Below are 14,468 nucleotides of genomic sequence, written 5' to 3'. Positions count from 1 at the left end.
GGTCAGGGCCCGGTCTTTCGCCCTGGGAGCGAAACCCCGCTCACTGCCCCGCTCCGCAGGGGTTTCGTTTCCTCCCCCACCTGAAGGTGGGGGTATCCACGAAAGGACTCAGATGATTCCGGCGAGGAGCAGACCGGCGATGACGTACCGGATCCCCGCGGAGAGGAACGGCGGCATGGTCTCGACGACGATCCGGATGCCGAGGTAGGTGGAGCCCCAGACGACGTACACGATCCCGAGCGCGAACCAGACGGCGCCGGAGATGCGGCGGCTGGGGCGGCGTCCGGGGGCGGCGGTGGAGGTGCGTTCCTCGGAGGCGGGATCAGCCGCAGGGGTTGTCATGCTCAGGAGATTAAGGATTTCCCTGGCCGCTGACCAATGATTTGCCCGGTATCGGGCAGAAGTGGAGCCGTGAAGCGCCGAGTTCGGGCCGCGTCTACCGCTCCTCCGTGTCCGCGCCCGTCGCCTTGAGAGCCAGCCACAGCTCCATCCGGACGTCCGGGTCGTCCAGCGAACGGCCCAGGATCTCCTCCACGCGGCGCATCCGGTAGCGCAGGGTGTGGCGGTGGACGCCCAGGTCCGCCGCCGCCGCGTCCCACTGGCCGTGGCGGGAGAGCCAGGCCCGCAGCGAGGCGACCAGGTCGCCTCGGCCCGTCGCGTCGTGCTCGTACAGCGCCCGCAGCATGCCGTCGGCGAAGGCGCGGACGGCGTCGTCGGCCAGCAGCGGCAGCACCGAGCCCGCCGCCAGGTCCTCGTGTTCGACCAGCGCACGGCCGCGCCGCCGCGCCACCGACAGGGCCTGCTCGGCCTGCTTGTACGCGGCCGCCGCCGCGATCGGGCCCGCCGGGGCGGAGAGCCCCACGACGACACCGGCCTCCTCGGCCTCGCGTTCGGTGTACGCCTCGCAGGCCGTGACGACCGCGCCGCGGTCACCGGCCAGGACCAGGAGCCGGTCCTCGCTCTCGGGCACGGTCAGGACGGTCTCGCCCGCGCGGGCGGCCGCCGACTCCAGCTCCTCCGCCAGCACCGGCAGCGGCGGCTCGCCCTCCCGCTCCCCCGACACCGTCTCGGCGATCATCAGCCGGAAGGGGGCGTCGAGGAGCCCGCCGTAAAGGTCACCCGCCACCGCCCGGGCGTGGTCGGGTTGGCCGGACAGCATCATCCGGAGCACCGCCGCGCCGAGCCGCCCCTCGGCCGCCTGGAGCGAGCGCGAGCGTTCGGTGGTGAGCGTGAGGAGGGCGATCGCGGAGTGCACCGCGTACCGTTCGGCCGTCCCGAGCGGCGCGCCCGTGCCGACCGCGAGGGCGCCCCTGACGCGTCGGCCCGTGCCCAGGGACTGGAGCTCGACCCGGTCGTCCGTGCCGCCGACGACGGCGCTCGCGGGCGCGGGCCGCTCCCGGAGCCGTTCGACGTCGGGCGTCAGCCGGGCGGCCCGGCGTGCCGCCCACTCGGGGGACACCGCGAGGACGGTGCCGGAGGTGTCGTACAGCGCCGCCCAGCCGTCCACATGGGCCGCGAGCCGCGCCACCACCGCGTCGGGACCCTCGGCGAGCGCGGCGCGGGTCATCTCCCGCTGGGCCTCGAAGCCGGCCGTGACGGCGCGGTACTGGTCGGCCGCGATGGCCGCCGAGACCGCCTTGCTGATGGCCAGGAACGGCGTGCGCCGCGGTACTTCGAGGAGGGGCAGCCCCTCGGCGCCCGCGGCGTCGACGAGGGCGGGCGGGATGTCCTCGTAGTTGACGCCGACGGCGAAGCCGAGACCGACCACGCCCGCGGCGAGCAGCCGCCGCACGTAGCGGCCCATCGCCTCGGGGTCCTCGGCGTCCAGGGTGAGCGCGGTGGTGAGCAGCAGCTCGCCGCCCTCCATGTACGGGACGGGGTCGGCGAGCTCGCTGACATGGGCCCACCGCACGGGGGTGTCGAGGCGGTCCTCACCCGCGCGGACGGTGAGCTTGAGCGCCGAGTGCTGGGCGAGTGAGGCGAGGGTGGGCGGCATTGGCGACCGTCGGACCTTAGGGCGAGGGGGCGCCGCTCAGCCGAGCGGCGCCCCCGATTGTGCCAGGGCGCGCCGGTGCCCGCTCCGGCTCGGCGCCGACTCGGCCCGAGCCCGGCACCGACTTGGCCGGGGCCGCTCGACGCCGGGCTTGGCCGGGGCCGCTCGGCACCGGCTTGGCCGGGACGGCCGGGCACGGACCTGGCCGGGACGGTTCGGCGCGCAACTGGCCGGGGCGGCTCGGCGCCGGGCTTGGCCGGGGCGGCTCGGCGCCGGGCTTGGCCGGGGCGGCCGCACACGGACCCGTCCGGGACGGCCCTGGCCCGGCTCCCTGCGGACCTGGCCGGGGCCCAGCACGGACCAGGCCGGACGGCCCGGCACGGACCAGCGCCGGGGCGGCTCGGCGCCGACTTGGCCCGGCTCCCTGCGGACCTGGCCGGGGCCCAGCACGGACCAGGCCGGACGGCCCGGCACGGACCAGCGCCGGGGCGGCTCGGCGCCGACTCGGCCCGGGCGCTGGCTTGGCCGGGCTCCCTGCGGACCTGGCCGGGGCCGGCAACGGCTTGGTGTCAGCTCCGCAGATCCACCAGCAGAGGTGGCGTGTGCTCGCCGCGCACGTCGGTGAGGGAGAGCACGGCGTGCCCGGCAGGGACGGCGTGGGCGAGGTCGGAGGCCGACCAGCGCTGCCGCTCCACCTCCCGTACGGTCACGGCCTCCGCCGTCGTGGCCTTGCCGGTCACGAGGCGCCGCATGAAGTGCAGGGCCTTGGTGAGGGGCTCGTCGGAGATGATCTGGCGGTTGGTGACATCACGGGTCTGCACCCATTCGGTGCCCCAGGTCTCGGCGAACCGGCCGCCGTCCCAGGGCGCGATCCCGGCGAACGCCATACGGCAGCCGACGGCCCCGAGCAGCGGGCCGCGCAGCGCCTCGGGCACGTCCTCCAGGCTGCGCAGGGCGAGGACGACGCCCGCGTTGGCGGAGCGGAGCCGCTGGAGGGCGCGGACGGACTCGCCGGTGACGGTGTATGTGGCGTCGTCGAGGACCAGGCAGGCGAAGAGGGAGCGGTCGCGGCGGGCGAGGGCGGCCTCGGCGAACTGGGCGAGCAGCAGCCGGGAGACGATTCTGGAGGCTTCGGCATGGCCGCGCTCGGGGAGGTCGACACGGACGCGGAGGGGGTGCTCGACGGCGCGGAGGGAGAACGGGGGCTTCGTGCCGCCGATGCCGCCGGTGGCGCCGGTGCCGCCGATGCCCTCGGTGCCGCCGGTGCCGCCGGTGGCCTCGGTGCCGCCGGTGCCGCCGATGCCCTCGGTGCCGCCGGTGCCCTCGGTGCGGAAGAACCGGGCGAAGGCGGGCCGGTCGAGGAAGGCGACGCGCTCGGCGAGCAGGACGCCGACCTCGTCGCCGCGGTCGGCCTGGCGCTGGCGGGCGTCGAGCTCGCGGAGCTGGGCGGGGTCCCCCGCGACGGCCTCGCGCAGCGCGGCGAGCGCCGCGGGCGTCCCTCCGAGGAGCTCGCGCAGCTCGGGCACGCCGGGGAAGCGGCCGTACGCGGCCAGGAACGGGCCGATGAGCTGGGCGAGCGCGGTGGCGGCCCGTCGGCTGTCGGCGACCAGGTCCCCGACCAGCGCCTCGGCGAGGATCCGGGCGGCCTCGTCGGGGTCGTCGGCACCGCCGTACAGATCGAGGTCGTGGGTGGACTCGGGCCGTCCGACGGACACGACGACGTCGAAGGCCTCGTCGGGCCCGAGGGCGGCACCGTGCGAGGTGACGGCGACGACGGCGGCGCGGTTGGCGAGGGCCTGCAGACAGAGCGCCTCGACGACGGGCCGCACGAGCCGCACGGTCTTCCCGGCCCCCGCGGGCCCTACGGCGACGAGGGAGGTGCCGAGCACCGCCGGCTCCAGGGCGACGCCGGTGGTGCGCCGGGCGTACGGGTTGCGCGGGTGGTCGGCGGCGGTGCCGATGCGGACCTGGGCGGTGGCGAGGTCGTGGGTGGCGGTGCGGACGGGCAGGTCGCGCCGTCCGGAGGGGTGGCCGCAGGCGGCGGCACCGCGGGTGCGCACGGCGTCGGTGAAGGCGGCGAGGCGCTCGGGCCGGGCCCGTACTCCCTGCCAGGCGCGGCGGATCCGGGCGTAGTCGACGTCGCCCAGGGTTCCCTGCCGGGTGGCCTCGGCGAGCTGGGCGGCGGCCTCGGCCAGTCCGGCGTCACGCAGCTCGGGCCATGCGGCGGGGTCCGCGGCCGGGGCGGGCGGTGGCGGCGGGCCCGCGGCCGCGTGGCCGCCGGTTCCCAGCCGCCGCCGTACCGGGGGCCAGGTGCCCGCCCGGCCGACGGCGGCGACCAGGGCGGCGATCAGGAGCACGTAGTAGACGTTGGAGACCCAGGTGATCCAGGTGACCGTGCGGGGCATCTCGCGCCAGACACCCGGCAGGAGCACGAACAGGGGCCAGACAGGTACGCCGTACCGGTGCCAGACCTCGCGCCAGTTGCCCACGCGCCCGAAGCCGACGGCGAAGAGGGCGAGCAGGACGGCGTACCAGAGGTAGGTCGCGCCGACGTACACCTCGAAGTCGGGGCTCGCGGGGGTCCGCCAGTCGGCGGGCACGAGCCACAGCATCGGGAGCAGCCACCAGTCGTCGACGAAGATCCACCACCCCTCCAGATAGCCGTTCCAGAGCAGGGACCAGAGGAGCCAGCCGCAGAGGTACGCGACGAACGCGCCGGTGATCAGCTGACGGCCGGGCACCAGGTCCGGCTCCTGCTCGGGCCGCTCGCGGTGCCCGAGCCGCCAGACACCGGGCGCCGCCGCGGGCCGGGGCATCCTGAGCCACTCGGCGACGCCGATGCGGGTGGGGGCGTGGGTGGGCGGTGGCGGCATCGCGGGGCCCTGGGCCGGGGGTCCCGGTGGCACGGGTGGGCCCGCGGGGCGCGGGACCGCGCCCGCGCGGGTGTCGCGTGACTCGTACGTGCCTTCGGTCTCCATGAACCCCTGCCCCCTGACCAGCCAGGTCGCCGCATCTGTGCCACCGTCAATCTAGTGGGCGAGGCCCGGCCCGGAGCGGTTTCCCCGCCGCCATGTCCACACCGGACAACGACACGCCCCCAACACTCCCGATCGGCGCATGCCCGCGCCCCTCCCTCACGCCTAGCCTGCGGAAGAAACCCACAAGAGCGTCCAGAACACCCCAGGAGCCACGCATGAACGCTGTCCCGCAGGAGCGGCGCGTCGTCACCGCCATCCCCGGTCCGAAGTCGCAGGAGCTGCAGGCCCGCCGCCTCGACGCCGTGGCCGGCGGCGTGGGCTCCGTGCTGCCCGTCTTCACCGCGAAGGCCGGCGGCGGCATCATCGAGGACGTCGACGGCAACCGCCTGATCGACTTCGGCTCCGGCATCGCCGTGACCTCCGTCGGCGCCTCCGCCGAGGCCGTCGTGCGCCGCGCCGCCGCGCAGCTCGCCGACTTCACGCACACCTGTTTCATGGTCACGCCGTACGAGGGCTACGTCGAGGTCTGTGAGGCGCTCTCCGAGCTGACCCCGGGCGACCACGCCAAGAAGTCCGCGCTGTTCAACTCCGGCGCCGAGGCCGTCGAGAACGCGGTCAAGATCGCCCGTTCGTACACCAAGCGCCAGGCCGTCGTCGTCTTCGACCACGGCTACCACGGCCGTACGAACCTGACGATGGCGCTGACCGCGAAGAACATGCCGTACAAGCAGGGCTTCGGTCCGTTCGCGCCCGAGGTCTACCGCGTCCCGGTCGCCTACGGCTACCGCTGGCCCACCGGCGCCGAGAACTGCGGCCCCGAGGCCGCCGCCCAGGCGATCGACAACATCACCAAGCAGATCGGCGCCGAGAACGTCGCCGCGATCATCATCGAGCCGGTCCTCGGCGAGGGCGGCTTCATCGAGCCGGCCAAGGGCTTCCTGCCGGCGATCGTGAAGTTCGCCAACGACAACGGCATCGTCTTCGTCGCCGACGAGATCCAGTCCGGCTTCTGCCGCACCGGCCAGTGGTTCGCGTGCGAGGACGAGGGCATCGTCCCCGACCTGATCACGACCGCCAAGGGCATCGCGGGCGGCCTGCCGCTCGCCGCCGTCACCGGCCGCGCCGAGATCATGGACTCCGTGCACGGCGGCGGCCTCGGCGGCACCTACGGCGGCAACCCGGTGGCCTGCGCCGGCGCGCTCGGCTCCATCGAGACCATGAAGGAGCTCGACCTCAACGCCAGGGCGAAGCACATCGAGTCCGTCATGAAGACCCGCCTGTCGGCGATGGCGGAGAAGTTCGACGCCATCGGCGACATCCGCGGCCGCGGCGCCATGATCGCCATCGAGCTGGTCAAGGACCGCGACACCAAGGAGCCGAACCCGGAGGCCGCGGGCGCGCTCGCGAAGGCCTGCCACGCCGAGGGCCTGCTGGTCCTGACCTGTGGCACCTACGGCAACGTGCTCCGCTTCCTGCCGCCGCTGGTGATCGGTGACGATCTCCTGAACGAGGGTCTCGACATCATCGAGAACGCGTTCGGGCAGATCTGACCCCTTCGCCCCGGCGTGTGAAGAGAGTGTGGGGGGCCGATGGCGGGATGGGGATCCGGCTGTCGGTCCCCCTCTCTCTGCCGTACGGTTTCTGCAGATGAGAGAAACACCCCGCTCGCAGGAGACCGCGAGCGACAACAGGGCGGAGCCTCCCCAGCACCGCCCTGCCCGCGCCCTGGCGCACACCACTGGAGCCACGTGCTCCGGAACTCCTCACCGATCGGATGGCCGCCCGCCCCACACCCCCCGGGGCGCGCGGCAGCCCGATCACCTCGGACGCCCCGGAACCACCCCCCCTGTTCCGGGGCGTCCGGCTGTCTTCTCGGCGGTCGTGCTGTTCGCTGTCATCACCTGGCAGGTCGTCGTGGCGGGCCCGCTCGCCCGCCTCGACGAGCGCCTCTCCCGGTCCCTGGTCGACCGCGTCCCCCGCTGGTTCTCCGAACTCGGCGCCGACCTCGGCAACATGACGGTCGCCCTCCCCGTCCTCGGCTGCGCGACGGCGTACGCGCTCTGGCGCGGCCGACGCGCCCAGGCCCTCGCCGCGGGCCTCAGCATGGCTCTCGTACCGCTGCTGATCGTCCCCCTGAAGGCGTGGACGGCCCGCCCCGGCCCGCTGGAACCGTGGGCGGCGGGGTACTACCCGTCGGGCCACACGGCGACGGCGATGGTGGCGTACGTCGGCGCGGCCTTCCTCGTCTCGCGCCGTCTGCTCCCGCTGGCCGCCGTGCTCACGACCCTGACGGCCCTCGGTCTGATCCTCCGCGGCTTCCACTGGCCCCTGGACGTCGTGGCCTCGGTGGCGCTCTGCGTCCCCCTGCTCCGCTGGCCCGTCGTCGCCGAACGGTACGGTCGCGCTGCACGTTCGTGACGGACCGGCCGGGGAGCAGACATGACGATTCGACGACCGGGGCTGCCTGGGGACCTGCCGTCGCCGGAGGTGCTGTGGGCCCGGTGGGCACTGGTGGCCGTGCTGGAGGCGACCACCGAGGCGGAGGAGAGCAGGGGGTACCGCACCGGCACCTGGATCGACGAGGAGGGACTCCACCTCGACGACTGCGGCTGCACCTGGTGGACGTTCTCCCGCGTCGGTGAGGGCCGGTACGTACTCTTCGGCGAGGACGAGTCGAGCGACGTGAAGAGCCACGGGACGCCGATCGACATGCTGGCGGGCGGCCCCGACTGGCTCCCGTACGACGAGCTGCGGGACCGGCTCGACGGGAACGAACCGGGGTGCGTCTACTGGTACGAGAACGGCGCCTGGGCGCGTGCGCCGTACCCCGAGGACCTGAAGGACGACGGCCTCGACTGCGGGATGAGCCGCTTCGTCGACCGGGACGACGCCCTGCGCCTGCTGGCCGACCACGTCCGGCACGACGGAGGCACGTCCGCCGAGACCCTCATGGACCACGCGGAGGGATACCGGCTCACGCCGGACCTCCTGGAGTCGCTCGCCTCCCCCGCCGACGGAACCGCCCCCGACCCGCCCTGGGCCGTGCCCTGCACCGGGCGGGGCTGTCCACCCGGGCGGCGACGGTCGGCTGAGGCGCCGGACCACGCGGCGGCCCGGCGTCCGTGCCGACCCGTCCTCGCCGCACGGTACGGTCGTCCGGTCCGCGCGGGGGGCGCGCGGGAGTGGGAACTCCAGGGGGATTCATGGCGGATGGACTCATGGTGGACGCCGACAAGCGCTACTCGGTGACGTTCGACGGGCGCGCGCACGAGCTGAAGCCCTCGAACGGGCGGATCATCCTGCCGACGCACGGCTCCAAGATCCATCATGACCCCGGCTGCCCCCATCTGACCGACTCCGAGAACCTCGGCCGCCACCCCGACGAGGACGGCCTGACGTGGCGCCGGCTGCTCGACGCCGAGGACGCGACCGCATACTCCGCGTCGGTCGGACTGTTCAACGGCAGGAACAGGCCCCTGACCGGCGTCTGTTCCTGCGCTCTGAGGCCCGTCACGGCCGACCACGCCGACGGTCTTCCGTACTGGCCCCTCGACGAGGCGCTCGACGCCTTCGACGTCGAGCGTCACCGGGTGGTCCTCGACGCGGCGGAGCGCCGGGCCGAGGAGATCCGCCGGGACTTCCCCCTGGAGGCGTGGCCGGATCTGGAGCTGGAGCGCTACGCCCTCGGGGTCCACAAGAACCGTCCGGACCTTCCCCCGCCGTACTGCCACGCCCTGGAGTACGGCAGCAGTGAGCTGGGCAGCATCACCGGCGGCTCGGCCAAGAAGCACCTCATCTACCGCCAGGACGGCGGCCGCTGGTGGCACGACTCCGGCTATGCGGACGCGGCCACGGCCTGGCAGGCGGTGCGGCAGGGCATCGTCGACGCGGTGACGGCGGCTCGCGAGGGCAGGGTCGCTGCCATCGACGACATCGACGCGGTCCGGGCGGCCAACACGCTGATCGCCAAGACCCTGCGCATCTACGCTCCGGAAGCGATCGTCCCGGTGTACGCGGACAGCTATACGCGGCACTACGTCGCGATGCTCTCCGACGACGTTCCTGCCCGTATGAAGCCGTTCGCCCGCAAGGAGTACCTGCGGTGGCTGGTCCGGCAGCATCCCCGGCTGAGCGCGTGGCCGCCGGACCTCGTGTACCGGTTCCTGGCGTGGTGGGCTCCCCCGCGTATGGCCCCGCGTGTGTTCGCCGTCGGCGTCCACGACAGCGCCGACGTGACCTGTCTCTCGGACGGCTACGCGGCCGTCGGCTTCGACGGGCTCGGCGACCTGCACGACTTCGCCGACAAGGAGGAGTTCGCGCGAGCCGTACGGCAGCGCTTCGCGGGACAGGACGCGCGGCAGGCGGCCGACGTCTGGCAGCTCCTGGAGATGCGCCCCGGCGACCGCGTCGTGGGGTACCACGGCAATGACGAGATCTTCGCGGTCGGCCGGGTCACCGGGGACGGCTACTGCTGGCGGGCCGATCGCCCGGCCCGCCGCCACACCGTCGCGGTCGAGTGGGACGCCTCCTACGAGCTGGCCTTCGACCTTCCGGTCCCTGGGTGGGGGCCGGACCGTGTGACGGAGGTCAGGCCCGCCTTCTGGACGAAGATCAAGCAGCTGCGCGCCGAACGCCTGGAACTCAAGGCCGTGGAGCTACCGGACGCGGAAGTCGTCGAAGACGCCCCCGTCCTTCAGCCGCTCGATGCCGAACTGCAGCGTGTGGACGACGCGTTGACGCGTCGCGGCCAGGCGATCCTGTACGGCCCGCCGGGCACCGGCAAGACCTACCAGGCCCTGCGCTACGCCGTGCAGCGGCTCGGCGCGCTGTCGGACGATCTCCCGGGCGTCGCCCCGTGGGCCGAGCCGGAGAGCGCGGAGTACCGCGCGACGCTCGACGTGCTCCAGAAGGCCGGCCGGCTCACCCTCGTCACCTTCCATCCGAGCTACGGATACGAGGACTTCGTCGAGGGCCTCCGGCCTGTGAAGGGGCAGGCCGGGCTGGCCCTGGAACCTCGTGCCGGGGTCTTCAAGCGCGTCTGCGAGGCGGCGGCCGAGGATCCCGAGCACATCTACCTCGTGATCGTCGACGAGTTCAACCGAGGCAATGTGCCGAAGGTCCTCGGCGAACTGATCACCGTGCTGGAGAAGGACAAGCGCGGTCTGTCCATCACGCTCCCGCTCAGCGAGGAGCCGTTCGCCGTGCCGCGCAACGTGCTGGTGCTCGGCACCATGAACACGGCCGACCGGTCCATCCGGATGCTCGACTCCGCGATTCGCCGTCGCTTCGCCTTCGTGGAACTCCTCCCGGACCCGAGGCCCTTGCACGGATTCAACGTGGATCAGCTCGATCTGGGTGTGTTCCTGGAGACGCTCAACGCCCGCGTACGGCGGATGCTGGACCGGGAGAAGCAGATCGGCCACGCCTTCCTGCTGCCCGGGGGCGAGCCGGTGGCTACGGCACAGGAGTTGGCCGCGATCGTCCGGGACGAGATCATGCCGCTGCTCCAGGAGTACGCGTACGACGACTACGGGCTGCTGACGTCGTTCCTCGGCGAGGCCGTCGTCGACCCGGTGACGTACTGTCTGCGCGATCTGGACGACGAGACGCTCGTGTCCGCGCTGTACTCCGAACTCCAGGTCGACGCCGATGCCGACCCTGCGTGAGTACGAGCAGCGCGTCTTCCCCGGCATCCGGCTGACGGACGCCGACCGGCGGCTCCTCGAGGACGGAGCGCTCGAAGGCCGGCTACGCGTACGGGAGCTGACGGGCGACCGGCTCGAGGTGGTCGCCGGACCGTACGTCGGTGTCGTCCGGCTCGACGCCTGCGAGCTGCGCGTGCTGCCGAAGTTCCTGGGCGGGGACCTCGACGTGCTCCGCATGCTCGACTACGCCTGGGGCGGGAGCGGCGCGGTCCTTCCGATCGGACAGGCCTTCAGCGGAGGCGCCCCCAACCTGCGGGATCTGGTCGCGCTCATGGTGACCGAGCACGCCGAGCGGCTGCTCCGCCATGGGGTCCGGAGCGACTACCTCACCCATGAGGACGATCTGCCGGTCGTCCGGGGGCGGCTGGTCGCCGACCGGCAGCTGCTCCGTCACCACGGCAGGCTCGACCGGCTGGCCTGCCGGTTCGACGAGCACGACACCGACATCGCCGACAACCGGCTGTGCGCCCACGCCGTCGAGCGGGCGGCGCGCACCGCGCGCTCCCCCGAGGTGCGGAGCCGGGCCCGGCGCGCGGCGGCGCGCTTCGCGGGCTACGCGCCCGGTCCGCTGGGGGATCTGCGGACGATGGTGTCGGGGTTCGTCTACCACCGGCAGAACGAGCACTACCGCCCCGCCCACCAGTGGGCACGCCTGCTGCTCTCGGGTGGCGGGATCCAGGACCTGTTCACCGCCGGCCCGCTGGCCTCCCGGGCCTTCCTCATCGACATGAACCAGCTGTTCGAGGCCTTCGTGACCCGGCTTCTGCGGGAAGGCTGCGCCGCTGCGGGGATGCGCGCCGAGGCGCAGTCGCGGCAGCGGCGGGTGTTCGTCGACGAGGACACCGGTGCGCCGTACTCCGAGGTACGGCCTGACGTGCTGATCTCGGGGACGCGCGGCGGTACGTCCTTCCGGCTGCCCGTCGACGTGAAGTACAAGCTCTACGATCAGCGGAAACTGTCCACGCAGGACCTCTATCAGGCGTTCCTCTACGCCCATGCGCTGTCGGCGGGTCCGGCGCGGTGTTCCCTGGTCCACCCCGGGGACGCGGGCTCGTCCGGGGCGACGGTGTCCGTGCGGGGTGCGGACGGTGCGATGTCCGCGGTCGTACGGGCGGTGCCGGTGGATCTTCGGGCGGTGCTGGACGGACTCGCCGGACCGGAGCCGACGGCGGCTCCGGTCCGGCTGTTCGGCGAAGTGGTCGGGTGACCGTCAGCTCCAGTCGTAGGCGTCGAAGTTCCGGCTGAACTCACCGCCGTTGAAGCGGTCCCAGTTGATCGACCAGGTCATCAGGCCGCGCAGCGCGGGCCAGGTGCCGTGGGTCTGGTACGTGCCGCAGTTCGTCTTCCTCGTCAGGCAGTCCAGCGCCTTGTTCACCTCGGACGGGGTCGTGTGGCCGTTGCCCGCCTGGGTGGAGGCGGGGAGGCCGATGGCGACCTGGTCGGGGCGGAGGGCCGGGAAGACGCGGTCGGTGTTGCCCGCCACCGGGAAGCCCGTCAGGAGCATGTCGGTCATGGCGATGTGGAAGTCCGCGCCGCCCATGGAGTGGTACTGGTTGTCGAGGCCCATGATCGGGCCCGAGTTGTAGTCCTGGACGTGGAGCAGGGTGAGGTCGTCGCGCAGGGCGTGGATGACCGGGAGGTAGGCGCCGGCGCGCGGGTCCTGGCCGCCCCACTGGCCGGAGCCGTAGAACTGGTAGCCGAGCTGGACGAAGAAGGTCTCCGGGGCCATCGTCAGGACGAAGTCGGAGCCGTACATGGCCTTGAGGGACTTGACCGCCGAGATCAGGTTGACGATCACGGGGCTGGTGGGGTTGCGGAAGTCGGTGTCGCCGGTCTGCAGCGAGAGGGAGTGGCCCTCGAAGTCGATGTCCAGACCGTCGAGCCCGTACTCGTCGATGATCTTCGAGACGGAGGAGACGAAGGTGTCGCGGGCGGCCGTGGTGGAGAGCTGGACCTGGCCGTTCTGGCCGCCGATGGAGATCAGGACCTTCTTGCCCGCCGCCTGCTTGGCCTTGATGGCCGCCTTGAAGTCCGCGACGGACTCCACGTTCGGGCACGCGGTGGCCGGGCAGAGGGAGAAGCGGATGTCGCCGGAGGTCACCGAGGTCGGCTCCCCGAAGGCGAGGTTGATGACGTCCCAGGAGTCGGGGACGTCGGCCATCCGGGTGTAGCCGGAGCCGTTGGCGAAGCTGGCGTGGAGGTAGCCGACGAGTGCGTGGGCCGGGAGGCCGTCACCGGGGTTGCCGCCACCGCCGGACGTCGTGGCCGCTGTGACGGCCGTGGACTTCGCCGACTCGCCCGCGCTGTTCACCGCCGAGACCTGGAAGGTGTACGAGGTGGAGGGCGTGAGGCCGGTCGCGGTGTACGAGGTGCCGGTGACCGTCACGGCCGGGGCTCCGCCGCGGTAGACCCGGTAGGAGGTGGCGCCGGAGACCGCGGGCCAGGTCAGCGGTATGGACGTGGAGGTGGGGGAGCCCGCGGCGAGGCCGGTGGGGGTCGCCGGGGTCTGGACGGGGTCGCCGCCGGGGCCGATCAGGGAGAGGTCGTCGGCGAGATAGGCGCCGGTGCCGTACCAGCCGTGGGTGTAGAGGGTGACGGAGGTCGTCGAGGAGCCGGTCGTGAAGCCGGTGGTGAGCTTCTGCCAGTCGGAGGCGGACTGTGTCCAGGTGGAGACGTCGCTCGTGCCGGTGCCGGACGCGCCGAGATAGACGTAACTGCCGCGTACCCAACCGCTGAGCGTATAGGCGGAGTCGGGCTTCACGGTGACGGTCTGGGAGCACCTGGCCTGGTCGTTGCCGACCGGGGTCGCCTGGAGCGCCTTCGTCCCCCCGTGTACGGGCGAGGAGACGACGGCACCGCTGCCCGCCGTACAACTCCAGCCGTCGAGACCGGATTCGAAGCCGCCGTTGCGTGCCAGTTCGGTGTCCGCGGCCTGGGCCGCGGGGGTGAGGGAGACGAGTGCGCCGGCGGCGAGCACGCCCGCCAGCAGAAGCGTGAGAGGTCTGGTGTGGTCCACAACTGCCTCCGGAAATGGGGGGATCGAGGTGGGAGCGCGCCACAGCATGGTCCAGACCAATCGAGTGGTCAAGACCTCTGCCCCCCTTCGCCCCGCGCCAGCCGGCCCGCCGCCTCGTGCATCGCGAGTTCCAGGAGCGAGGCGTCGTTGAGGGTGCCGCTGCCGTCCGGCGGCACCAGCCAGCGCACCCCGCCCGCCGCGCGGCCCGGGTAGGGGACGACGATCCACGTGCCGCCACCGGCGCCGCGCACCCCCGTGCCGAGCCAGCGCGAGGCCGTGCCCGGCGGCACGAAGAAGCCCATCCGTGCCTCCCCGAAGTCGGCGAGGACCGGCCCCGGCCGGTCCACGAGGCGGGTCAGCACATCGAGCGTGGGATACCCGAGCTCCCCCGGGAGGATGAGCACGTCCCATCGCTTCCCGGCGGGCAGCAGGGCGACGCCGAGCGGATTGCGCTCCCATTCCCACCGGCAGGCGTCGGGATCGGGCGCCACCGATGCCAGCCACTCCACCGCGAACCTGGCCGCCCCCGAACCGCTCATGGCCCATGGCCTCCCTTCCGTGCGCGGACACGTCGTCCACAGGCAGAGAGCCGAGTGGGTGACGATCATTACGCGGCTTCGGCCGACAAGTCGTTAGTGAACTGGGTCACATGGCGAGTAAGTGGTGTGCGCCCCGGGCGCGCTCCCGGCGCAGTGACCCCCGACCGGCGCATCCGATCGGGTGGACGGCGGCGGGCCGGTTCGGCGGCTTTCGCCGCCCGCCCGCCCCCACGTGGT

Annotated in this window: 9 protein-coding genes and 1 pseudogene; 5 read left to right on the top strand and 5 right to left on the bottom strand. The window is 73.0% G+C overall.

Annotated features, from left to right (window positions below):
• Window positions 1-111 precede the first annotated feature (111 nt).
• The 3 genes and pseudogenes from ACFUJR_RS03520 to ACFUJR_RS03510 all read right to left on the bottom strand — a co-directional run.
• Window positions 112-342, bottom strand: a pseudogene (locus ACFUJR_RS03520) (EamA family transporter); the annotation flags it as partial.
• Window positions 343-436: 94 nt separating this feature from the next.
• Window positions 437-1,996, bottom strand: a complete 1,560-nt coding sequence (locus ACFUJR_RS03515; protein ID WP_383180170.1) for a PucR family transcriptional regulator — start codon at window positions 1,994-1,996, stop codon at window positions 437-439.
• A gap of 566 nt (window positions 1,997-2,562) precedes the next feature.
• Window positions 2,563-4,971 (bottom strand): ATP/GTP-binding protein, encoded by a 2,409-nt coding sequence (locus tag ACFUJR_RS03510; RefSeq protein WP_383180167.1) that lies wholly within the window; start codon window positions 4,969-4,971, stop codon window positions 2,563-2,565.
• A gap of 215 nt (window positions 4,972-5,186) precedes the next feature.
• On the opposite strand from ACFUJR_RS03510, the gene gabT reads away from it, so the two are divergent.
• The 5 genes from gabT to ACFUJR_RS03485 all read left to right on the top strand — a co-directional run bounded on the left by gabT (window position 5,187) and on the right by ACFUJR_RS03485 (window position 11,883).
• Entirely contained in the window at window positions 5,187-6,521 is a 1,335-nt protein-coding gene (gene gabT / locus ACFUJR_RS03505) for a 4-aminobutyrate--2-oxoglutarate transaminase (protein ID WP_383180164.1), read from the top strand.
• 331 nt (window positions 6,522-6,852) lie between these two features.
• A complete protein-coding gene (locus ACFUJR_RS03500; protein ID WP_383180161.1) occupies window positions 6,853-7,389 on the top strand; it encodes a phosphatase PAP2 family protein in 537 nt (178 codons plus the stop codon).
• Window positions 7,390-7,410: 21 nt separating this feature from the next.
• On the top strand, window positions 7,411-8,220 hold the full coding sequence (locus ACFUJR_RS03495) for a hypothetical protein (protein ID WP_383450208.1): 810 nt from the start codon (window positions 7,411-7,413) through the stop codon (window positions 8,218-8,220).
• Window positions 8,175-10,637 carry an McrB family protein gene (locus tag ACFUJR_RS03490; RefSeq protein ID WP_383181094.1) on the top strand — a complete coding sequence of 821 codons (2,463 nt, stop codon included), beginning with the start codon at window positions 8,175-8,177 and terminating at the stop codon, window positions 10,635-10,637. Before ACFUJR_RS03495 ends, ACFUJR_RS03490 begins: the two co-directional genes overlap by 46 nt.
• Complete coding sequence (locus ACFUJR_RS03485; protein WP_383450207.1) at window positions 10,621-11,883, top strand: McrC family protein; 1,263 nt, start codon at window positions 10,621-10,623, stop codon at window positions 11,881-11,883. The genes ACFUJR_RS03490 and ACFUJR_RS03485 overlap by 17 nt, the downstream gene beginning before the upstream one ends.
• A gap of 3 nt (window positions 11,884-11,886) precedes the next feature.
• On the opposite strand, the gene ACFUJR_RS03480 is transcribed toward ACFUJR_RS03485, so the two are convergent.
• Entirely contained in the window at window positions 11,887-13,692 is a 1,806-nt protein-coding gene (locus ACFUJR_RS03480) for a chitinase (protein ID WP_383174205.1), read from the bottom strand.
• Window positions 13,693-13,760: 68 nt separating this feature from the next.
• A complete protein-coding gene (locus tag ACFUJR_RS03475) occupies window positions 13,761-14,231 on the bottom strand; it encodes a hypothetical protein (protein ID WP_383174208.1) in 471 nt (156 codons plus the stop codon).
• Window positions 14,232-14,468: the final 237 nt, after the last annotated feature.

It is taken from the genome of Streptomyces sp. NPDC057271, from assembly GCF_042668715.1.
GTDB lineage: Bacteria > Actinomycetota > Actinomycetes > Streptomycetales > Streptomycetaceae > Streptomyces.
The sequence above is the reverse complement of the archived record's forward strand: the minus strand, read 5'-3'. Positions and strand labels throughout refer to the sequence as shown.